This window comes from Streptomyces sp. NPDC041970 (assembly GCF_055588985.1).
Genome location: NZ_JBVJCD010000010.1, coordinates 91,781 through 116,288, shown reverse-complemented (window position 1 = coordinate 116,288; position 24,508 = coordinate 91,781). Strand labels below are relative to the sequence as shown.

The following is a 24,508-nucleotide window of genomic DNA, read 5'->3' as shown; positions in this document are numbered from 1 at the left end:
GAGCTGGACCGGAAGGCGGACGCGGTGGCCCGCGTGCTCATCGGGCGCTCCATCGGCCCCGAGGACGTGGTCGCCGTCGTCGCCCCGCGCGACCCGGACGTGGTGGCCGCGCTCCTCGGCGTGCTCAAGGCCGGGGCCGCGTACCTGCCGATCGACGAGGCGTGGCCGGTCGAACGGCGGCGGCGCGTGATCGCCGACGCCGGGGCCCGTCTGCTCCTGGCCGCCGGGGACACCGGGGCCGCCCGGAGCGCCTTCGGCCCCTCCAGCGGGCCGGGCGCCGACGTCCTCGGCCTCGCGGACCCGGCCTTCTCGGCCCCCGGCGGCCCCGCCCTCCCGGCGCGCCGCCACCCGCGCTCGCTCGCCTACGTCATCTACACCTCCGGCTCCACGGGGCGCCCCAAGGGCGTGGGCGTGGAGCGCCGGGCCCTGGCGCAGTACGTGGAGGGGGCCGTCCACCGCTACCCGGACGCGGCGGGCACGGCCCTGCTCCACTCGCCGCTGACCTTCGACCTCAGCGTCACCGCCCTGTTCACCCCCCTCGCCTCGGGCGGCTGCGTCGTCCTGGGAGAGGTGGACGCGCCGGCGCGGGACCGGCCGGTGGGCTTCCTCAAGGCGACGCCGTCCCACCTGCCGCTGCTGGAGCGGGGCCCCGGACCGCTGGGGGAGAGGGGCACCCTGGTGCTGGGCGGCGAGGCGCTCGACGGCCGGGCCCTGCGCGCCTGGCGGACCGCCCACCCGCACGCCGAGGTCGTCAACGCCTACGGCCCCACCGAACTGACCGTCAACTGCGCCGAGCACCGCATCGCGCCCGGCGACCCGGTGCCGGACGGGCCGGTGCCGATCGGCCGCCCGTTCGCCGGCGTCCGGGCCATGGTGCTCGACGCGGCCCTGGCCCCCGCGCCCCCCGGCGTGGCCGGGGAGCTGTACGTCGCCGGGCCCGGAGTGGCCCGCGGCTACCTGGGGCGGCGCGCGTTGACCGCCGAACGGTTCGTGGCCTGCCCGTTCGGGGAGCCGGGGGAGCGGATGTACCGCACCGGCGACCTCGTCCGCCGCCTGCCCGGCGGCGAACTGGAGTACGTGGGCCGCACGGACGAGCAGGTGAAGCTGCGGGGCTTCCGGATCGAACTCCCCGAGGTGGCGCGCGCCCTGGCCGCCGCGGAGTCGGTCGCCCGCGCGGTCGCCGTCGTACGGGAGGACCGTCCGGGTGACCGGCGGCTGACCGGCTACGTGGTCCCGGCGGCGGGCGCCCGCCCGCACGAGGACGACCTGCGCGCCGCGGTGGCCCGCGTCCTGCCCGACTACATGGTGCCGTCCGCCGTCGTGGTCCTCGACGCACTGCCCACCACGCCCCACGGCAAGCTCGACCGCCGCGCGCTCCCCGCCCCCGCCCACCGCTCGCCGGCCGGCCGGCCGCCGCGCGACGAGCGCGAGCGGGCCCTGTGCCGGATCTACGCCGACGTGCTCGGCCTGCCCGAGGTCGGCGCCGAGGACGACTTCTTCGCCCTCGGCGGCCATTCCCTGCTCGCCACCCGGCTGGTCAACCGCATCCGGGCCGAACTCGCCGAAGAACTGGACGTACGGACCGTGTTCGAAGCACGAACGGTCGCCGCCCTGGCGGCACGGCTGCGAACCGGCCGCCCTGACACCCGCCCCGCGTTGCGACGGATGTCGCGGTCGGAGGACTTGTGATGCTTCCCCTCTCCCTCGCCCAGCAGCGGCTGTGGTTCCTCCACACGATGGACGGCCCCAGCTCCACGTACAACATCCCCACGGCGCTGCGGATGACCGGCGCGCTGGACGTCGCCGCGCTGCGCGAGGCGCTGCACGACGTCGTACGGCGCCACGAGACGCTGCGCACCGTCTTCCCCGACGCCGGCGACGGCGCCCGGCAGCACGTCCTGCCCGCCGCCGACGCCGCCGCGGAGCTGGCCGTCACCCGGTGCACCGAGGCCGAGCTGCCCGCGGCCCTGGCCGAGCAAGCCGGCCACGCCTTCGACCTGGCCCGCGAAGTACCGCTCAGGGCCGAGCTGTTCACGCTCGGCGAGCGGGAGCACGTGCTGTGCCTGGTGATCCACCACATCGCCAGCGACGGCTGGTCGCGCACCCCGCTCGCCCGCGACCTCACCACCGCCTACGCCGCCCGCACCGCCGGACACGCCCCGGAGTGGGAGGAACTCCCCGTCCAGTACGGCGACTACACCCTCTGGCAGCGCGAACTCCTCGGCTCCGAGGACGACCCCGAGAGCCTGCTCAGCCGCCAGACGGCGTACTGGAAGCAGCGGCTCGCCGGTCTGCCGGACGCCGTCGAACTGCCCCTGGACCGCCCCCGTCCGCCGATCGCCGGCCACCGCGGCGACACCGTCCCCTTCACCCTGCCGCCCCGGACCCACGAGCGGATCGCCGCGCTCGCCGCCCGCCACGGCGCGAGCACCTTCATGGTGGTGCAGGCGGCCCTGGCCGGCCTGCTGTCCCGACTCGGCGCGGGCACGGACATCCCCCTGGGCACCCCGGTGGCCGGACGCACCGACGAGGCGCTGGAGGGGCTGATCGGCTTCTTCGTCAACACCCTGGTGCTGCGCACCGACACCTCGGGGAACCCGACCTTCGACGAACTGGTCGAACGGGCCCGCGAATGCGCCCTGGACGCCTACGCCCACCAGGACGTGCCGTTCGAGCGACTGGTGGAGGCGCTCGCGCCCGAGCGCTCCCTGGCCCGCCACCCCCTCTTCCAGGTGAGCGTGAGCCTCCAGCACGCCACCGCGCACACGGCCCTCCTGGACGGCCTGGAGATCGCCCCGCTGGACACCGGCTGGCGGGCGGCCAAGTTCGACCTGTCCTTCGACCTCCTGGAGAAGCGCGGCGCCGACGGCCGCCCGGACGGCATCGCCGGCACCGTCGAGTACTCCACCGACGTCTTCGACGCCGCGACCGTCCGCGGGCTCGGGGAACGCCTCGTCCGCCTCCTGGAGGCCGGGACGGCCGACCCCGCGACGCGGCTGCTCTCCATCGACCTGCTCTCCGCCGCCGAACGGCGGCGCGCACTGGAGGAGTTCGCCGCCGAGCCCGCGGCCGACGAGGCGCTGGAGGCGGTCTGCGACACCTTCGCCCGCCAGGCGGCCGCCACCCCCGAGGCCCTGGCCGTCGTCGGAGGCCAGGTCGCGCTCACCTTCGCCGAGGCCGACGCCCGCGTCTCCCGGCTGGCCCGGCTGCTCATCTCCCGAGGCGCCGGCCCCGAGACCCGCGTCGCCGTCTGCCTGGACCGCGGGGCCCTGTGGCCGACGACCGTGCTGGCGGTGCTGCGCAGCGGCGCGGCCTACGTACCGCTGGACCCGCGCTCCCCGCACGAGCGCCTGGCCTCCGTCGAACGCGACGCCGCCCCCCTCCTCGTCCTCGCCGAGCGCGCCACCGAGGCCGCGGTCGCCGACCTCGCCGCCCCCGTCCTCGTCCTGGACGACCCGCGCGTCCTGGCCGCGATCGAGGCCCTGGAACCGGGCCCGGTCACCGACGCCGACCGCACCGCGCCCCTCCTGCCCGGCCACGCGGCCTACGTCATCCACACCTCGGGCTCCACCGGCCGGCCCAAGGGGGTCGTGGTGGACCACCGCGGCCTGACACGGCTGCTCCAGGCGCACCGACAGGTCACCTTCTCGCGCATCCGCCCCTCGGCCGGCGGCCCCGGCCGCGCCGCCCACGTCGCCTCCTTCTCCTTCGACGCCTCGTGGGACCCGCTCCTCGCGATGGTCGCCGGCCACGAACTGCACATGATCGACGAGGACCTGCGCTTCGACCCGCCGGGAGTGGTGGCCTACTTCCGCGACCGCCGCATCGACTACGTCGACCTCACCCCCACCTACTTCCGCAGCCTGCTCGACGCCGGACTGCTGGAGGAGGACGCCCCCCGCCCGTCGCTCATCGCCCTGGGCGGCGAGGCGATGGACGGCGAGCTGTGGGAGCGGCTGCGCGCGGCCGCCCCCCATGTGACCGCGATGAACACCTACGGCCCCACCGAGACGGCCGTCGACGCCGTGGTGACCGAACTGGGCGACCTGCCGCCGGGCACGATCGGCCGCCCCGTGCCCCGGTGGCGGGCCTACGTCCTCGACGCCGGGCTGCAACCGGTCCCGCCCGGCGTGCTGGGCGAGCTGTACCTCGCCGGGCCCGGCGTCGCCCGCGGCTACCTCGGGCAGCACGCCCTGACCGCCGAACGGTTCGTGGCCTGCCCGTTCGGGGAGCCGGGGGAGCGGATGTACCGCACCGGCGACCTGGCGCGGTGGCTCCCCGACGGCCACCTGGTCTACGTCGGACGCGGCGACGAACAGGTCAAGATCCGCGGGTTCCGCATCGAGCCCGGCGAGGTGGAGGCCGCCCTGCGGGAGCTGGAGGGCGTCGCGGGGGCCGCCGTGACCGTCCGCGAGGACACCCCCGGAACCCGCCGACTGGTCGGCTACGTCGTCGGGGCCCCCGGCGCCGGCGACGACCTGCTCCGGCCCGCCGAGGTGCTGGCACGCCTGCGCGACCGGCTGCCCGACCACCTGGTGCCGTCCGCGCTCGTCCGCGTCGGCGAACTGCCCGTCAACGCCAGCGGCAAGCTGGACCGGACCGCGCTCCCGGCCCCCGACCCCGCCGACTTCCCCGCCGGCCGGCGACCGCGCACCGACCTCGAACGGGAGCTGTGCGCGCTGTTCGCGGACGTCCTCGGCGCCGGGAGCGTCGGGATCGACGACGACTTCTTCGGCCGGGGCGGCGACAGCATCCTCTCCATCCAACTGGTCGGCAGCGCCCGCCGCGCCGGCCTGGAGCTCACCGTCCGGCAGGTCTTCGAGCTGCGGACCCCCGCGGCCCTGGCCGCCGCCGCCCGCCGGACCGGCGCCGCCCACGACGAGGACGCCGCCCTCGCCGTCGGACCGCTGCCGCCGCTCCCCGTGGTCGTCGAGACCCTCGCGGCCGGCGGTCCGGTCCACGGGTACAACCAGTCGGTCGTCCTCGCCTCCCCGCCGGACGCCGCACCCGACGACGTGCGCGACGCGCTCCAGGCCCTGCTGGACCGGCACGACGCGCTGCGCCTGCACGCCGCCCCGGCGGCCGACCCCGGCCGCCTGTGGGACCTGCGGGTGGCGGAGGCCGGCACGGTCGCGGCCGAACGCCGCCTGCGCCGGATCGACGCGAGCGGGATGTCCGACGAGGAACTGGCGCGCGCCCAGGCGGCCGAGGCCGTCACCGCACGGGAATCCCTCGACCCCCTCGCCGGGGCCGTCGTCGCCGCCGTCTGGTTCGACCGCGGCGACGAGCCGGGCCGGCTCGTGCTGGTGATCCACCACCTCGCCGTCGACGGCGTCTCCTGGCGCATCCTGCTCGGCGACCTGCGCGAGGCCTGGCGGGCGCTGCGCGCCGGCGGCCGCCCCGCACTGCCCCGTACGGGCACCTCGCTGCGCACCTGGGCCGCCCGGCTCACCGAACGGGCCGCCGACCCGGCGGTCACCGCCCAACTGGACCACTGGGCGGCCACGCTCGCCGACGACGGTCCCGCGCCGGGCGGCCGGCCGCTGGACCGGGTCCGGGACACCGCGGCCACCTCCGCCGTCCTCACCGGCGAACTGCCCGCATCCCTCACCACCGCCCTGCTGGGCCCCGCCCCGGCGGCCTTCCGCGCCGGGGTGAACGACCTGCTGCTGACCGCCCTCGCCCTCGCCGTCGCCCACTGGCGGGGCCGGGAGGGCGAACCGGTCCTGGTGGACCTGGAGGGCCACGGCCGGGCCGAGGAACTGGTGCCGGGGGCCGACCTGTCCCGCACGGTCGGCTGGTTCACCACCGTCCACCCCGTACGGCTCACCGCCGGAAAGGTCACCGCCGCCGACCTCGCCGAGCGCGGACCGGCCGTCGGCGACGCGATCAAGCGGATCAAGGAACAACTGCGCGCCGTCCCCGACGGAGGGCTGGGATACGGGCTGCTGCGCCACCTGAACCCCGACACCGCCCCCCTCCTCCGCGACGGCGCCCGAGCACGCTTCGGCTTCAACTACCTCGGCCGGTTCGCCGCCGAGCAGGGCGCCGCCGAGGACAGTTGGCCGCTGCTCGGCAGCGGTCCGGCGGGCCAGCACCCGGACACCCCGCTCGACCACGAGATCGAGGTCAACGTCGTCACCGCCGAGGGCCCGGACGGGCCCCGGCTGATCACCCGGTGGACCTACGCCACCGGCCTGCTCACGGAGGAGGAGGTGCGCCGCCTCACCCGCTCCTGGACGCTGGCCCTGCACGCCGTCGTCGGCCACGCCACCGCCGCCGGAGCGGGCGGCCTCACCCCCTCCGACGTGGCCGTCCCCGGCCTCGGCCAGGCGGAGATCGAACAGCTCGAGAGCCGCTGCGGCGCCGCCCTGGAGGACGTCCTGCCGGTCGCCCCCCTCCAGGAGGGCCTGCTCTTCCACAGCGTGTACGACCGGCGCGCCCTGGACGTCTACGTCGGGCAGCTCGCCTTCCGCCTCGACGGCGAGATCGACCAGGACGCCCTGAGGGCGGCCGCGGCCGCCCTGCTCGCCCGCCACACCAGCCTGCGGACGGGCTTCCACCAGCGGGAGTCGGGCCAGTGGGTGCAGGCCGTGGCCCGGTCGGTGGAGCTGCCGTGGCGCTTCCACGACCTGCGCGCCCCGCACGCCGGGTCCGCCCAGCGGCGGCTGGAGGAACTGGCCGCGGCCGAACGCACCGAGCGGTTCGACCTCACCCGCCCGCCGCTCGTCCGCTTCCTCCTGGCCCGCACCGCCCCCGAGCAGTACCAGTTCGTGATCACCACCCACCACACGATCGTGGACGGCTGGTCCATCCCCATCCTGCTGCGCGAACTGCTCGCCCTCTACGGCGGCGCCCCGCTGCCCCCGGCCCCCGGCCACCGCCTGCACGCCGACTGGCTGGCCGGACGCGACCTCGCGGCGGCGCGGGAGGCGTGGACGCGGGCGCTGGCGGACACGGACGGGCCGACCCTCCTCGCCCCCGGCGCGCCGCGCGTCGGAGAGGTCCCGGAGTCGGTGCGGCTGGCCCTGCCCGAAGAGGTCTCCGCGCGACTGCGGACCCGCGCCCGCGAGGCCGGGGTCACCCTCAACTCCGTCGTCCAGGCCGTCTGGGCGCTCGTCCTCGCCCAGGAGACCGGCCGCTCGGACGTCACCTTCGGCATCACCGTCTCCGGCCGCCCGGCGGAACTCCCCGGCGCCGAGGAGCTGGTCGGCATGTTGGTGAACAAGATCCCGCTGCGCGTCCGCCTCCGCCCGGCCGAACCGCTCATGGAACTCGTCCGGCGGCTGGAGAGGGAACAGCTCGATCTCCTGGAGCACCAGCACGTCCCGCTCACCACCCTGCACCGCTGGAGCGGCCTGCCCGAACTCTTCGACACCACCATGGTGTTCGAGAACTACCCGGCAGAGATCACGGCCCGGCAGGCGCCCTTCCGCGCCTCGGGCACGGCCAGTTACAGCCGCAACCACTACCCGCTCACCCTGGTCGGGGCCATGCGCGGGACCGAGCTGACCGTCCGCATCGACTACCGCCCCGACCTCTTCGACGAGGACTGGGCCCGCGCCCTGGGCGCCAGGGTGATCGCCGCCCTCACCGAGGCCGTCGACCGCCCCTCCGCCCCCGCCGGCGCCCTCGACCTGCTCGGGGCCGAGGAGCGCGCCCGGCTGCTGGAGTGGGGCGCCGGCGGCGCGCCGGAGGACGCCCCGCGCACCTACGTCGAGCTGTTCGAGGAGCAGGCCGCCCGCACCCCCGACGCCCCGGCGGTCCTCTCGCCCGACGGCGCCCTCACCTACGCCGAGCTGGACCGGCAGGCCAACGGCGTCGCCCGGTGGCTGGCCGACCGCGCCGAGGCCGTCGGCGGCGCCGAGGTCCACATCGGCGTGCTGGCCCCCCGACGCCCCGAAGTCCTCGCCGTCCTGCTCGGCGTCCTCAAGGCGGGCGCCGCCTACGTCCCCCTGGACGAGCAGTGGCCGGCCGAACGCCTCCGCACGGTCCTGGCGGACTGCCGCCCCGCCCTCGTGGTGGCCCCGACGGGCAGCGGGAGCGGTCCCGCGCGGGAGACGGGGGCTGCGGTGCTCCCCGTGGACCCGGCCGCCCTCGCCGCACGCGGGGCCCACGCCCCGACCGACGCCGAGCGGATACGCCCCCTGACGCCCGGCGGAGCCGCGTACGCCCTCTACACCTCCGGCTCCACCGGCCGCCCCAAGGGCGTCGTGATCGACCACGGCGCCCTGAGCGCGTACGTCAGCGGCGCGCGCCGCCGCCACCCCGACGCGGCCGGGACCTCGCTGGCCCACACCTCGATCGCCTTCGACCTCACCGTCACCACCCTGCTCACCCCGCTCGCCGCCGGCGGCGCCGTGCGCCTGGGCGAACTCGACGAGTCCGCCCGCGCCGCCGGGGCCACCCTGGTCAAGGCGACGCCCTCCCACCTTCCCCTGCTGGGCGAGCTGCCCGGCGTCCTGGCGGACGGGGGCACCCTGATCCTCGGCGGCGAGGCGCTGACCGGCGGGCGGCTGCGCCCCTGGCTCGAGCGGAACCCCGCCGCCCGGGTCGTCAACGCCTACGGGCCGACGGAGCTCACGGTCAACTGCACCGAGTACCTGCTGCCGAAGGGGGAACCGGTCGGCGACGGCCCGGTGCCCATCGGCCGCCCCTTCGCCGGGGTACGGGTCCACGTGCTCGGCCCCGGCCTGCAACCGGTCCCCGCCGGGGGCGCGGTCGGCGAACTGTACGTCTCGGGCGCGGGGGTGGCCCGCGGCTACCTCGGGCAGCACGCCCTGACCGCCGAACGGTTCGTGGCCTGCCCGTTCGGGGAGCCGGGGGAGCGGATGTACCGCACCGGCGACCTGGTGCGCTGGCGCGCCGACGGCCAACTGGAATACGTCGGCCGAAGCGACGACCAGGTCAAACTGCGCGGGTTCCGCATCGAGACCGCGGAGGTCGCCCGCGCCCTGGAGAGCAGCCCCGCCGTCCGGAGCGCGGTGGTGGTCCTGCGCGAGGACCAGCCGGGCGACCAGCGCCTGGTCGGCTACCTCGTACCGGCCGCCGGGAACGGCCCGCTCGACGAGGAGGCGGTGTCGGACGCGGTGCGGGCGGCGCTGCCCGAGTACATGGTCCCCTCGGCGCTGGTGGTGCTGGAGGACGGGCTGCCGCTGACGGTGAACGGCAAGGTCGACCGCGGCGCGCTGCCCGCGCCGGAGGCCGCACCGGCCCGCACCGAGGGCCGCGCACCGCGCGGCCCGCGCGAGGAGATCCTGTGCGGGCTCTTCGCCGAGGTGCTGGGCGTCCCCGCGGTCGGCGTGGACGACGACTTCTTCGCCCTGGGCGGCCACTCCCTGCTGGCCATCGTCGTGATCAGCCGGATCAGGGCCCTGCTCGACGTGGACGTGGCCATCGACGCCCTCTTCGAGGCCCCCACGGTCGCCCGGCTGGCCGCCCAGCTCGACGGCCCCGGACGCGGCCCCGGCGCGGTGCGCCCGGCGGTCCCGCGCCCCGGACGCCTCCCGCTCTCCTACGCCCAGCGCCGCCTGTGGTTCCTCCACCAGATCGAGGGGCCGAGCGCCACCTACACCATCCCGCTGGCGCTGCGGCTGACCGGTCCGCTGGACGCAGCGGCGCTGCGGGCCGCGCTGGGGGACGTGGTCGCCCGGCACGAGAGCCTGCGCACCGTCTTCGCCGAGGACGAGCACGGCCCGCACCAGATCGTCCTCGAGCCCCGGGCCGCCGAGCCCGGCCTGAAGACGGTCCCCACCACCGAGGACCGCCTGCGGGCCGACCTGGAGGCCGAGGCCGCCCGCCCCTTCGACCTCGCCCAGGCGCCGCCGGTGCACGCCCGCCTCTTCGTCCTCGACGAGCGCACCCACGTCCTGCTGCTGGCCGTCCACCACATCGCCATGGACGGCTGGTCGGTGCGCCCCCTGGTGCGCGACCTGGCGTCCGCCTACGCGGCCCGCCGCCGCGGCGCCGCCCCCGACCTGCCCGGACTGCCCGTGCAGTACGCCGACTACACCCTGTGGCAGCACGAGGAGCTGGGCTCCGAGGACGACCCGGACAGCGCGATCGCCGCGCAACTGCGCTACTGGCGCCAGACCCTGGACGGACTGCCGCAGGAGGCGGCGCCGGCCGCCGACCGGCCCCGCCCCGCCACCCCCTCGTACCGGGGCGGCCGCGTCGCCTTCACCGTCCCGCCGCGGGTGCACGGGCGGGTGGCGGAGTTGGCGCGGGAGTACCGGGCGACGCCGTTCATGGTGGTGCACGCGGCGTTGGCGGCGCTGCTGACGCGGTCGGGCGCGGGGACGGACGTGCCGATCGGTTCGCCGGTGGCGGGCCGGGTGGACGACGCGTTGGAGGACCTGGTGGGGTTCTTCGTGAACACGCTGGTGCTGCGTGCGGACACCTCCGGCGATCCGACCTTCGGGGAGCTGCTGGAGCGGGTGCGGGCCGCCGACCTGGCGGCCTACGCGCACCAGGACCTCCCCTTCGAACGCCTGGTGGAAGTGCTCAACCCGGCGCGCTCGCTGGTCCGCCACCCGCTCTTCCAGGTCCTGCTGGCCTTCAACAACGGCGCGGCGCCCGACGAAGGACCCGCCGACCGGGCCTCGGACGTCCTGGTCCGGCCCGAGACGGTGGAGATCGCGGCGGCCAAGTTCGACCTGTCGCTGTCCTTCAACGAGGACCGGGCGGCCGACGGCACGGCGGCCGGGATGCGGGGCGTCCTGGAGTACAGCACCGACCTGTACGACGAGACCACGGCCCGGAGGATGGCCGAGCACTACCTCAGGCTGCTCGACGCGGCGGTCGCGGAGCCCCGCACCCCGCTCAGCCGCATCCCCCTCCTGAGCGACGCCGAGCTGCACGACGTCCTCGTCCGGCGCAACGACACGGCCCGCGCCCGGCCCGACGCCTCCCCGCTGCGGCGCTTCGAGGCCCAGGCCGCCCGGACCCCCCGGTCCACAGCCCTGGTCGCGGACGGGGAGCGGATCGACTACGCCGAACTCGACGCACGGGCCGACCGACTCGCCGCACTGCTGTCCGAGACCGCCGCCGGGCGCGGCGGACCGGTCGCCGTCGCCCTGCCGCGCGGCGCGCTGCTGCCGGTGGCCCTGCTCGCCGTCTGGAAGGCGGGCCTGCACTACCTGCCGCTGGACCCCGACCACCCGAAGGACCGCCTGGCGGACATCCTCGCCGACTCCGCGCCCGGCTGCGTCATCACCACCGCCGGCCTCGCGGGGGCCCTCCCGCCGGCGCCCGCGCCGCTGCTCGTCCTGGACGACCCGGCCACCGCCGCACGCCTGGCCGCCGCCGCACCGGCCGACGGCGCACGGCGGCGGGAGCGGGGGGAGGAGCTGGCGTACACCATCTACACCTCCGGCTCCACCGGCCGCCCCAAGGGCGTCATGGTGACCCGGTCGGCCGTGGCGAACTTCCTCGCCGACATGACCGAACGGCTCGGACTGGGGCCCGAGGACCGGCTGCTGGCGGTCACCACGGTCTCCTTCGACATCGCCGTCCTGGAGATCTTCGCCCCGCTGCTCACCGGCGGCACGGTCGTCCTGGCCGACGCCGCCGCCCAGCGCGACCCCGCGGCCGTGCGGGCGCTGTGCGCCCGCGAGGGCGTGACGGTGATCCAGGCCACCCCCGGCTGGTGGCACGCCATGGCCGTGGACGGCGGCCTCGACCTCACCCCCCTGCGCGTGCTGGTGGGCGGCGAGGCGCTGCCCCCCGCCCTGGCCCGCGCCCTCCTGGAGCCCGGCCGCGCCCCGTCGGGCGGTCGCCTGCTCAACCTGTACGGGCCGACGGAGACCACCGTCTGGTCCACCGCCGCGACCATCACCGCCGAGACCCTGGAGGCGCACGGCGGCGCCGTGCCGACCGGGGCGCCGATCGCCCGCACCGCCGCCTACGTGCTGGACGCCGCGCTGCGGCCCGTGCCCGACGGGGTGCCGGGCGAGCTGTACCTGGCCGGGGCCGGGCTGGCGCGCGGCTATCTGGGCCGGCCGGGGATGACCGCCGAGCGGTTCACCGCCTGCCCCTACGGGGAGCCGGGGGAGCGGATGTACCGCACCGGCGACCTCGCCCGCTGGCGGCCCGACGGAAGCCTGGAGCACCTGGGCAGGACCGACGACCAGGTCAAGGTCCGGGGGTTCAGGATCGAACTGGGCGAGGTCGAAAGGGCCCTGGCCCAGGCCCCCGGCGTCGGCCGGGCCGCCGCGGCCGTGCGCCCCGACCCCGCCGGCTCCGCCCGCCTGGTCGGCTACCTCGTACCGGCCGCCGGGCCGGGCGTCCTCGACGAGAAGGCCGTGGCCGCCGCCGTACGGGCGGTGCTGCCCGAGTACATGGTCCCCTCGGCGCTGGTGGTGCTGGACGGCGGGCTGCCGCTGACCGCGAACGGCAAGCTGGACCGGGCCGCGCTCCCCGCGCCCGAGGCGGCATCCGGCCGGGGTTCCGGCCGGGCGCCGCGCGGCCCGCGCGAGGAGATCCTGTGCGGGCTCTTCGCCGAGGTGCTGGGCGCGTCCGGAATCGGCGTGGACGACGACTTCTTCGCCCTGGGCGGGCACTCCCTGCTCGCCACCCGGCTGGTCGCCCGCGTCCGCAGCACCCTCGGCGTCGAACTCGGCGTCCGCGAGGTCTTCGAGACGCCGACCGTCGCCGGCCTGGCCGCCGCGCTCTCCGCGGCGGGCGCGGTCGGACCCCGGCTGCGCCCCGCCGACCCGCGCCCCGAACGGCTGCCGCTCTCCTACGCCCAGCGCCGCCTGTGGTTCGTCCAGCAACTGGAGGGGCCGAGCGCCACCTACAACGTCCCGCTGGCGCTGCGGCTGACCGGTCCGCTGGACGCAGCGGCGCTGCGGGCCGCGCTGGGGGACGTGGTCGCCCGGCACGAGAGCCTGCGCACCGTCTTCGCCGAGGACGAGCACGGCCCGCACCAGGTCGTCCTGGCCGCCGACCGCCCCGCCCCGCTCACCGGGCCCGTCCCCACCGACGAGGACGGACTGGCCCGCCTCCTGCGCGAGGCGGCCGACCACGCGTTCCGGCTGGACGCCGAACCGCCGCTGCGCGCCCACCTGTTCACCACGGCGCCCGACGAGCACACCCTGCTGCTGGTCATGCACCACATCGCCACCGACGCCTGGTCGCAGCGGCCGCTGATCGCCGATCTGGCCGCGGCCTACGCCGCCCGCCGGGCGGGCCGGCCCCCGGCCCTTGCGCCGCTGCCGGTCGCCTACGCCGACTACGCCCTGTGGCAGCAGGACCGGCTGGGGGACGAGGGGGAGGCAGGCAGCGAACTGTCCGCCCAACTCGCCTACTGGCAGGACGCGCTGGCGGGCTCCCCCGAGGAGCTGGCCCTGCCCGCCGACCGGCCCCGCCCCGCCGTCCCCACCCACCGGGGCGACAGCGTGCCCATCCTGATCCCGCCGCGGGTGCACGGGCGGGTGGCGGAGTTGGCGCGGGAGTACCGGGCGACGCCGTTCATGGTGGTGCACGCGGCGTTGGCGGCGCTGCTGACGCGGTTGGGCGCGGGGACGGACGTGCCGATCGGTTCGCCGGTGGCGGGGCGGGTGGACGACGCGTTGGAGGACCTGGTGGGGTTCTTCGTGAACACGCTGGTGCTGCGTGCGGACACCTCCGGCGATCCGACCTTCGGGGAGCTGCTGGAGCGGGTGCGGGCCGCCGACCTGGCGGCCTACGCGCACCAGGACCTCCCCTTCGAACGCCTGGTGGAGCTCCGCGACCCCGAACGCTCGCTGGCCCGCCACCCGCTCTTCCAGGTCTCGCTGAACTACGACACGGCCGAGACGGCCCGCGCCCGCGAGGCCGCGCCGGAACTGGACGGGCTGACCGTGGGCGGTCAGCGGCTCGGCGTCACCACGTCGAAGTTCGACCTCACCTTCGCGCTCACCGAGACCCGCGCCCACGACGGCGGCCCCGCCGGACTGCGCGGGGTGCTGGAGTACAGCACCGACCTGTTCGACCGCACGACCGCCGAGCACCTGGTGGAGCGGTTCGGCCGGGTGCTGGAGGCCGCGGTGGCCGCGCCCGGCGCCGCGCTCGACGAGATCGACATCCTGCTGCCGGGCGAACGCGCGCTCCTGGAGGGCGCGTGGAGCGAGCCCGATCCCGGACCGGTCGCCGCGCCCGCGGACGGCGCCCGCTTCCCGGACCTCTTCGAGGCGCAGGCAGCCCGCACCCCGCGCGCCCCGGCCGTCCGCGACGGCGGCCGGGAGGTGTCCTACGCCGAGCTGAACGACCGGGCCAACCGGCTGGCCCGGCTCCTCGCCGCTCGCGGAGCGGGCCCCGAGGACACCGTCGCGGTGCTGCTGCCGCGCGGCCCCGAGCTGATCACCGCCCTGGTGGCGGTCCAGAAGGCGGGCGCCGCCTACGTCCCCCTGGACACCGAGCTGCCCGCCGAGCGGATCGCCCACATGCTGGACGACGCCCGCCCGGTGCTCGTCCTCGCCGTCGCCGGGACGCAGGACGCCCTCCCGGCCGGGGCCGTCCCCGCGGTCCTCCTCGACGCCCCGGCCACCGAGGCGGCGCTCGCCGGGCTCGACGGAGGCGACTGCACCGACGCCGAACGCCGCGCACCGGCCACCAGCCACGACCCTGCCTACGTCGTCTACACCTCCGGGTCCACCGGCACGCCCAAGGGCGTCGTGGTCGAACAGCGCTCCCTCGCCGCCTTCCTGGTCCGCTCGGCCGCCCGGTACCGGGGAGCCGCGAAGACCGCGCTGCTGCACGGATCCCCGGCCTTCGACCTCACGGTGACCACCCTGTTCACCCCGCTGATCGCCGGCGGCTGCATCGTGGTGGCGGACCTGGACACACCGGAGCAGGACGCCCCGGCCCGCCCCGACCTGCTCAAGGTCACCCCCTCCCACCTCGCCTTCCTGGACACGATCGCCTCCTGGGCCGCCCCCGCGGCCGACCTGGTCGTCGGGGGCGAGCAACTGACCGCGGCCCGCCTGGCCCGGTTGCGCCAGGCGCACCCGGACATGCGCGTCTACAACGACTACGGCCCCACCGAGGCCACCGTGAGCTGCGCGGACTTCGTCCTGGAACCGGGCGACGCGCTCCCCCCGGACACCGTGCCGATCGGACGCCCCCTGGCGGGGCACCGGCTGTTCGTCCTGGACGGGCGCCTGCGCCCGGTGCCCGCGGGCGTCCCCGGCGAGCTGTACGTCAGCGGCGTCGGGCTGGCCCGCGGCTATCTGGGCCGGCCGGGGATGACCGCCGAGCGGTTCACCGCCTGCCCCTACGGGGAGCCGGGGGAGCGGATGTACCGCACCGGCGACCTCGCCCGCTGGCGGCCCGACGGGAACCTGGAGTACCTCGGCCGCCGCGACGGCCAGGTGAAGGTGCGCGGCTTCCGCGTCGAACCGGGCGAGATCGAGTCCGCCCTGCTGGAGCGCCCGGAGGTCGGCCAGGCCGCCGTCGTCCTGCGCGGCGAACGCCTCGTCGCCTACGTCGCGGCCCCGCCGGAGCGGTTCGACCCGGACGCGCTCCGGGAGGCGCTCACGTCCCGGCTGCCCCGGTACATGGTCCCCGCCGCGTTCGTCCGGCTGGACGCCCTGCCGCTGGCCCCCGGGGGCAAGCTCGACCACCGGGCGCTGCCCCAGCCGCCGGAGCCGGCGCCCGCCCCGCACGGGCACAGGCCGCCGCGCGACGCGTGGGAAGGCGTGCTCCGCGAGGCGTTCCGCGAGGTGCTGGGGGTCACGGAGGTGGGGGCCGACGACGACTTCTTCGCCCTCGGCGGCGACAGCATCGGCTCCATCCAGCTCGTCGGCCGGGTGCGCGGGGCGGGCGGCCGGATGACCGTCCGCGACGTCTTCGAGCAGCGCACGCCCGCCGCCCTCGCTGCCCGCTCGCGCCCCGGTTCCCCGACGACCGAGGTGCTCGGCGGCCGGGGGACCGGGCCGGTGGCGCCGACCCCGATCAGCTCCTGGCTGGCCGAACTGGGCGGCGCGGTCGACGGGTACAACCAGTCCGTACTGCTGCGCGTCCCCGCCGAGGCCGACGGGGCCGTCGTGACCGGCGCCCTCCAGGCGCTGCTGGACCACCACGACGCGCTGCGGATGCGGGCCGAACCGGCCGAAGACCACTGGCTGATGGAGATCGCCGAGGCGGGCGCCGTGGACGCGGCCACCGTACTGGAGCGGGTGGACGCGGCAGGCGTCCCGCAGGAGGGGCTGGACCGGCTGGTGCGGACGCGCTGCGCCGCGGCCCGCGACCGGCTCGCCCCGCAGAAGGGCTGCGTCCTGCGCGCGCTCTGGTTCGACCGTGGGCCGCGGGAGCCGGGACACCTCGCGCTCGTCGCCCACCACCTCGTCGTGGACGGCGTCTCCTGGCGCATCCTCACCGCCGACCTCGCCCGTGCGTGGCAGGCCCTGGCCGAGGGCCGGGAGCCGCGGCTCGACCCCGTGGGCACCCCCCTGCGGATCTGGGCCCAGCGCCTGGCGGAGCTGGCCGCCGACCCGCGCCGCGCCGAGCGGTGCGCCCACTGGGAGGAGCAGTCGGCGCGGCCCTGGGAGACCGGCCGCCTCGACCCCGCCCTGGACGACCGGAGCACCGAGGAGGCCCTCTCCCTCACCCTCCCGGCCGCCGCCACCCGCGCCGTGCTCGGCCCGGTGCCCGCCGCGCTGGGCGTCGGGGTCACCGAAGTCCTGCTCGGGACGTTCGCCGCCGCCGTGCGGCGCTGGAGGCCGGCGGAGGGGGCGGACGGCGTCACGGTGGACCTGGAGGGGCACGGCCGCGAGGAGGGCGTCGTCCCCGGAGCGGACCTCTCCCGCACGGTCGGCTGGTTCACCGCCGCGCACCCGGTCCGGGTGCCCGCCCCCAGGCCCGAGGACGACGGGGCCGGCGCACTGCGGGCGCTGGGCGCGATCCTCGACCGGGCGCCGGACGCCGGGCTGGGCTACGGCCTCCTGCGCTACCTCAACCCGCGCACACGCCGGCGGCTCGCCTCCCTGCCCGCCCCCCGCTTCGGCTTCAACTACCTGGGCCGGTTCGGCGGTTCGAACGGCGACCGGGACGGGACCGACCCGTCCCCGAACTGGTCGCCGGTGGGCAGCGGGCTCGCCGGCCAGCCCGCCGGGCTCCCCCTTGCCCACGAGATCGAGATCACCGCGGTCGCCGCCGAGGGGCCGCACGGCCCCCGTCTGATCGCCACCTGGTCCTGGGCCGGCCGGCTCCACCGGGAGCAGGACATCCGCGAACTGGCCGGACTCTGGTTCCGCGAGCTGGAGGACCTCGCCTCCGCCGAGCCGCCCCCGGCCGGCCCCCCGCCCCTGTCGGAACCGGCCCCCCTGGTCGAACTCTCCGACGCCGAACTCGACCAGCTCGAAGCAGAGTGGAAGGCCGACTGATGCGCCGATCCCTACAGGACGTCCTGCCCCTCTCCCCGCTCCAGGAAGGCCTCCTCTTCCACAGCGAGTACGTCGGGGACGAGGCCGTCGACGTCTACACCGTCCAGACCGAGGTCGAGCTGCGCGGACCGCTGGACGTCGCGGCGCTGCGCGCGGCCGCCGAGGCCCTGCTGCGCCGCCACGACAACCTGCGGGCCGGCTTCGCGACCCGCGCCCTGAAGGACCCGGTGCAGTTCGTCCCCCGGGAGGTCGAGCTGCCCTGGGAGGAGGCCGACCTGCGCACGGCCGGCGACCCGGACGCGGAGGCGGCCCGGCGGCTGGAGGAGCACCGCTGGCGCCGTTTCCGGCCCTCCAAGCCGCCGCTGGTGCGGTTCCTGCTGCTGCGCACGGCGCACGACCGCCACCGCTTCGCCCTCACCAACCACCACATCCTGCTGGACGGCTGGTCGATGCCGATGCTGCTGCGCGAGCTGATGCTGCTCTACCGCACCGGCGGCGACGCCTCCGCCCTGCCGCCGGTGCGCCGCTACCGGGACTACCTCGCCTGGGTGGAGAGCCGTGACCGGGAGGCGGCGCGGGACGCCTGGCGCGGGGCCCTGGCGGGCCTGGAGGCCCCCACCCTCGTCGCCCCGCGGGCGGACCGGGCCGCGGAGGCGCCGCAGTGGCTCGACTTCGCCCTGTCCGAGGCCGCCTCCGCCGGTCTGACCGCGGCCGCGCGGGGCGCCGGGCTCACGCTCAACACGGTCGTGCAGGGATTGTGGGCCCTGACCCTGGCCCGCACCACCGGCGGCCAGGACGTGGTGTACGGGGTGGTCGTCTCCGGCCGCCCGCCGGAGCTGGACGGCGTCGAGTCCATGATCGGCCTGTTCGCCAACACGGTCCCGCTGCGGGCCCGGATGCCCGTCGGGGAACCCCTGATCGCCTTCCTGCGGCGGTTGCAGCGCGAGCAGAGCGCGCTGCTGGACCACCAGCACCTGCGGCTGGCCGACATCCAGCGCCTGGCCGGCCGGGGCGAGCTGTTCGACTCGGTGATGGCGTTCGAGAACTACCCGGACGGCCCCGCCGACGAGCCCTCCGACCCGTCCGCCGAGGCGCGCGGAGGGGTGCGGGTGGTGGCGTCCAGGATGCGCGACGCCATGCACTACCCCCTCGGCCTCCTCGCCTCCCCCGGACCGCCGATGCGCTTCCGCCTGGGCCACCGGCCCAGCGCGGTCGCGCCGCACCTGGCGGCCGCCCTGCGCGACCGCCTGCTGCGGCTCGTCGACGCCTTCCTGGCCGCCCCGGACCTGCCCCTGGGCCGGCTCGACGTCCTCGACGCGACCGAACGCGCCCTGGTCCTGGAGAAGTTCAACGACACCGCGCGCGAGGTCGAGGACACCACCGCCACCGAGCTGTTCCTCCGGCAGGCGGCCCGCACCCCCGACCGGATCGCCGTGGAGACGGCCGAGCGCCGCGTCGACTACGCCGGACTCGCCGACCGCTCCGGCCGGCTGGCCCGCCTGCTGGTCCGGCACGGGGCGCGGGCCGAGCGGTTCGTCGCCCTCGCGCTGCCGCGCTCGCCCGAACTGGTCGAGACCGCGCTCGCGGTGTGGCGGACGGGGGCCGCCTACGTCCCGGTCGACCCCGCCCACCCGGCCGACCGGGTGGCCCGGCTGCTGCGGGAGGCCGACCCCGTCCTCACCGTCACCACAGCCGACCTGGCCGACCGGCTGCCGGCCGGGCTCCCGCTGCTGGTCCTGGACGCCCCCAGTACCGCGGCCGCCCTCGACGCGCTGCCCGGCGGCCCCCTGGACGCGGGCGAACTCCTCGCCCCCGCAGGCCCGCAGAACGCCGCGTACGCCATCTACACCTCCGGGTCCACCGGGCGCCCCAAGGGCGTGGTCGCCACCCACCGCTCCCTCGTCGGCTACCTGCTGCGCGCCTCGGACCAGTACCCGTCCGACGGACGCTCCCTGGTGCACTCGCCGGTCTCCTTCGACCTCACCGTCGGCGCCCTGTACGTCCCGCTGATCAGCGGCGGCACGGTCCGCCTCGCCTCCCTGGACGACGAACCGGTCCTGCGCCCCGGCGAGGCGCCCCCGGACTTCGTGAAGGTCACCCCCAGCCACCTGCCCGTCCTCGAAGGGCTGCCGCGCGAGGTCAGCCCGACCGGGGCGATCACCTTCGGCGGGGAACAGCTCACCGGCCGCCACCTGCGGCCCTGGCGCGCCGACCACCCCGACGTCACCGTCTACAACGTCTACGGGCCCACCGAGACGACCGTGAACTGCTCCGAGCACCGCATCGCCCCCCGCGACCCGGTCGGGGACGGGCCCGTCCCCATCGGCCGGCCGCTGTGGAACACCCGCCTGTTCGTCCTGGGCCCCGGCCTGGCCCCGGTGCCGGTCGGCGTTCCGGGCGAGCTGTACGTCGCCGGGGCCGGCCTGGCCCGCGGCTACCTCCGCGATCCGGGCAGGACCGCCGAACGCTTCGTCGCCTGCCCCTTCGCCGACGGCGAGCGGATGTACCGCACCGGCGACCTCGTCCGCTGGAGGGAGGACGGCCTGCTGGAGTACCTGGGCAGGGTGGACGACCAGATCAGCCTGCGCGGCTTCCGCGTGGAGCCCGGCGAGGTGGAGGCGGCGCTGGCCGCCCACCCCGCCGTCCGCCGCGCCGCGGTGGTGCTGCGGGAGGACACGCCCGGCGACGCCCGACTGGTCGCCTACGCCGTCCCCGTCGAGGAGGGGGACGACCGGGGCCCCCTGCCCGTCGAGGGGATCCTGGAGCACCTGCGCCGGACCCTGCCGCCCTACATGGTCCCCGCGCACCTGGTGGAACTGCCCGAGCTGCCCGTCACCCCCCACGGCAAGATCGACCGGGCCGCGCTGCCGGAGCCCTCCGCCACGGGCGCTTCGGCGGGGGGAGCGCCCCGCTCCCCCCGCGAGGAGATCCTGTGCGGCATCTTCGCCGACGTGCTGCGGCGCCCGCGGGTCTCCATCGACGACGACTTCTTCGCCCTGGGCGGCCACTCCCTGCTGGCCACCCGCCTGGCCAGCAGGGTGCGGGCGGCCCTGGACGCGGAGATGCCGGTGCGCCGCCTCTTCGAACACCCCACGGTGCGCTCCCTGTCCGCACTGCTGGACTCCCACGACGGCAGGCGCCCCCCGGTGGCGCCCGCACCACGACCGGTGCACGTCCCGCTCTCCTACGCCCAGCAGCGGCTGTGGATCATGCACCGGCTCACCGGCCCCGACGCCACGTACAACATCCACCGGGCCCTGCGGCTCGACGGCGACCTCGACGTCCCGGCGCTGGAGGCCGCGCTGCACGACGTGGTCGAACGGCACGAGACGCTGCGCACCGTCTTCCCCGAAGGCGCCGAGGGCCCCTGCCAGAAGGTGCTCCCGGCCCGGCGGGCGGCCGGGGCCCTCACCGTCCTCCCGGTCGCAGCGCAGGAGGTGGACCGCACCCTCGCCGGACTGGCGGCCCACCGCTTCGACCTGGAGTGCGAACCGCCGATGCGCGCCTGGCTGCTGGAGAGCGGCCCGCGCAGCCGGGTCCTCGTCCTGGTGCTCCACCACATCGCCAGCGACGGCTGGTCGGGCAGACGGCTCCTGCGCGACCTGTTCACCGCCTACACCGCGCGCCGCGCCGGCCGGGCCCCGCAGTGGCGGCCGCTGCCGGTGCAGTACGCGGACTACGCCCTGTGGCAGCGGCGCTACCTCGGCGACCCCGCGGACCCCGCCAGCCCAGCTGTCGCCCAACTGGCCTACTGGGAGAAGCAGTTGGCCGGCCTCCCGCAAGAGCTCCGACTGCCCGCCGACCGGCCGCGCCCGGCCCGCCCCACCCGCACCGGAGGCCAGGTCTGGCTGACGCTCCCCGCGACGGTCCACTCCGCCGTGGCCGACCTGGCCCGCACCTGCCGGGCCAGCGTGTTCATGGTCGTCCAGGCCGCCGTCGCCGCCTTCCTCACCCGCATGGGCGCCGGGGAGGACATCCCCATCGGCGCCCCCGTCGCCGGACGCACCGACGAAGCGGTGGAGGAACTGGTCGGATTCTTCGTCAGCACCCTGGTCCTGCGGACCGACACCTCCGGCGACCCCACGTTCACCGAGCTCGTCGGCCGGGTCCGCGAGACCGCGCTGGCCGCCTACGCCCACCAGGACCTGCCCTTCGAGCAGTTGGTGGAGCGCCTGAGCCCGACCCGCTCCCTCGGCCGGCACCCCCTCTTCCAGGTCGCCCTGTCCTGCAACAACACCGAGGAGCAGATGGGCCGCCAGGGCGGCCAGCCCCCCGGACTCACCGTCACACCGCACCAGGTGGAGACCGCCCGCTCCAAGTTCGACCTGATGTTCACCTTCCTGGAGAACCACGGGGAGGACGGGCAGCCCACCGGCATCGAGACCGCCCTCGAGTACAGCGCCGACCTCTTCGACCGGGAGACCGCCCAGAGCCTGCTGGAACGCTTCGGCCGGATGCTGGCGATCTGGGCGGCGAAGCCGGCCGACGCCATCGGCGCACCGGAACTCCTCGGGGCCGGCGAACGGCACACGGTGGTCGCCGCGTGGAACGACACCCGGCGCGCGGGCCTGGTCGCCACCCTGCCGCGGATGTTCCAGGAGCAGGCCGCCCGCACCCCGCACGCCACAGCCCTCGAACACGCCGGCCACCACCTGACGTACGCCGAACTCAACGCCCGCGCCAACCGGTTGGCCAGAGCGCTGGTACGGCGCGGCATCCGTCCCGAGGACCGCGTCGCCACGCTCATGCCGCGCTCCCTCGGGCAGATCACCGCCCTGCTGGCCATCGCCAAGGCCGGCGCCGCCGCCGTACCGGTGGACCCCGGCCACCCCGAGCAGCGCATCGCCTTCATGCTGCGCGACAGCGCCTGCGCCCTGGTCCTGGCAGCCCGCCCGAACGCGGCGGGACGCCAGGAGATCGCCGGCGTCCCACTCCTCGTCCCCGACGACGAACCGGCCGGGGAGCACGCCACCGACCTCGCCGACGGCGACCGCAACGCCCCCCTCACCGCCGGCAACGCCGCGTACGTCGTCTACACCTCCGGCTCCACGGGACGCCCCAAGGGCGTGGTGACCGAACACCGCGGCCTGCTGTCCCTGGCCGCGGCGCAGCGCGAGCGGTATCCGGTGGAACCCGGCAGCCGCGTGCTGCAACTCGCCTCCCCGTCCTTCGACGGCGCCGTGCTGGAACTGCTCATGGCCCTCACCACCGGGGGGACCCTCGTCCTGCCCGACGGGCCCCTCCTCGCCGGGGAACCCCTCGCCGGGATGCTGGCCGAACACCGCATCAGCCACGCCTTCGTCCCCCCGGCGGTGCTGAGCGGCCTCGACCCGCGGGGGCTGGAGGACCTGCGCTGCCTCGTCGTCGGCGGCGAGGCGGTCACCGCCCCCCTCGTGGACCGCTGGGCCCCCGGCCGGCGGATGCTCAACATCTACGGCCCCACCGAGACCACCGCGGTCACCCTGACCAGCGAGGCGCTGGCCCCCGGCGGCCCGCCGCCCGCCATCGGCGCCCCCGTGCCCAACACCAGGGCCTACGTCCTCGACGACCGGCTGCGCCCCCTCCCGCCCGGCGTGACCGGCGAGCTGTACCTGGCCGGCGCGTCACTGGCCCGCGGCTACGGCGGCCGCCCGGCGCTCACCGCGACCCGGTACGTCGGCTGCCCGTTCGGAGAGCCGGGGGAGCGGATGTACCGCACCGGCGACCTGGCGCGCCGGGACCGGGAGGGCCGCGTCCACCACATGGGCCGCGCCGACGAGCAGATCAAGCTGCGCGGCTTCCGCGTCGAGCCCGGCGAGATCCGGGCCCGGCTCACCGAGCACCCCGCCGTGCGGGAGGCCGCGGTCGTCCTGCGGGAGGACGGGCCGGGCGGACGGGCGCTGGTGGCCTACGCGGTACCGGCCGACGGCCCGCCCCGCCCCACCGCGGCCCACCTGCGCGCACACCTCAACGCCCTCCTGCCGCCCTACATGGTGCCCGCCGCCTTCCTGGTGCTGGACGCCCTGCCGACCACCGCCAACGGCAAGCTCGACCGGGACGCCCTGCCCGCACCGCGGCCGCTCGACGACGAGACGGGCCGGCCGCCGCGCGACGAGCGGGAGTCCGCCCTGTGCGAGGTCTTCGCCGAGGTGCTGGAGCGCGCGTCGGTCGGCGCCGACGACGGCTTCTTCGAACACGGGGGGCACTCGCTGCTCGCCGTCCGGCTGGTCGCACGGGTCCGTGAGCGCCTCGGCGTGCCCCTGGCCGCACGGGACCTGTTCGAGGCGCCGACCCCGGCCGCCCTGGCCGCCCGCATCGGCCGGGGCGCCGAGCGCCGCGCCCCCGCGCCCCTGCTCACCCTGCGGGGCCGGGGCGACCAGCCGCCCCTGTTCTGCGTCCACCCGGCCGTCGGCCTGGGCTGGGCGTACGCGAGCCTCCTGCCACGGCTCCCCGCGGACGTCCCGCTCCACGCCCTGCAGGCCCGCACGCCCGCCCACGGCGCCGGACTGCCGGGCAGCGTCGAGGAGATGGCCGACGACTACGTCCGGCTCGTCCGCCGCGTCCAGCCGCACGGCCCCTACCGGTTCCTCGGCTGGTCGCTGGGGGCGCACGTGGCGCACACCGCGGCGGGACTGCTGGAGCGCGCGGGGGAGCGGGTGGACCTGCTCGCGATGCTGGACGCCTATCCTCCCCACCGCACCGCGGACCCCGAAGGACCGCGGGCCGGGGACTCGGAGGCCGAGATCGTCGCGGCCAACCTGCGGGACGCGGGGTTCGCCTGGGAGGAGGCCGAACTGCGCGAGGGGCGCTTCCCCCTGGAGCGGTTCCGCGCCCACCTGCGCGGGGTGGACAGCTCGCTGGGCCACCTCGACGACGGCGAGCTGACGGCGGCCAAGGACGTCTACGTCAACAACGTCCGGCTCATGCGCTCCTTCTCCCCCGGCCGTGTGGACTGCGGAATCGTCCTGATGACCGCGGAACGCACCCGGAGCCTCGACCCCGGGGCCTGGCAGGCGCACACCGGCGGGGGCGTCGAGGTGCACCGGCTCGACGCCGCCCACATGTCCATGCTCACCGAACCGGCGTCGGCCGCCGAAGTCGGCCGCGTCCTGACCCGCCACCTGGACTCCCTGCGGGGAGCCTCCACGAGGAAACGAGAGGTATGA

3 protein-coding genes (1 of these 3 only partly in view) are annotated in these 24,508 nt (G+C 76.6%); all 3 read left to right on the top strand.

Going from position 1 to position 24,508, the window contains the following annotated elements:
• Tightly spaced (each overlapping or abutting the next), the 3 genes in view from ACZ6EJ_RS08375 to ACZ6EJ_RS08365 form a layout consistent with a single transcriptional unit that may run on beyond the window.
• A protein-coding gene (locus ACZ6EJ_RS08375) for an amino acid adenylation domain-containing protein (protein WP_469265395.1) crosses the window boundary here: on the top strand, positions 1 to 1,689 show its 3' portion. It extends 4,704 nt beyond the left edge of the window; only the last 1,689 of its 6,393 coding nucleotides appear in the window; its start codon lies beyond the left edge, outside the window; its stop codon occupies positions 1,687 to 1,689.
• On the top strand, positions 1,689 to 17,363 hold the full coding sequence (locus tag ACZ6EJ_RS08370) for an amino acid adenylation domain-containing protein (RefSeq protein WP_469265394.1): 15,675 nt from the start codon (positions 1,689 to 1,691) through the stop codon (positions 17,361 to 17,363). Before ACZ6EJ_RS08375 ends, ACZ6EJ_RS08370 begins: the two co-directional genes overlap by 1 nt.
• Positions 17,363 to 24,508, top strand: coding sequence for an amino acid adenylation domain-containing protein (locus ACZ6EJ_RS08365; protein WP_469265393.1), 7,146 nt, complete (start codon positions 17,363 to 17,365; stop codon positions 24,506 to 24,508). The genes ACZ6EJ_RS08370 and ACZ6EJ_RS08365 overlap by 1 nt, the downstream gene beginning before the upstream one ends.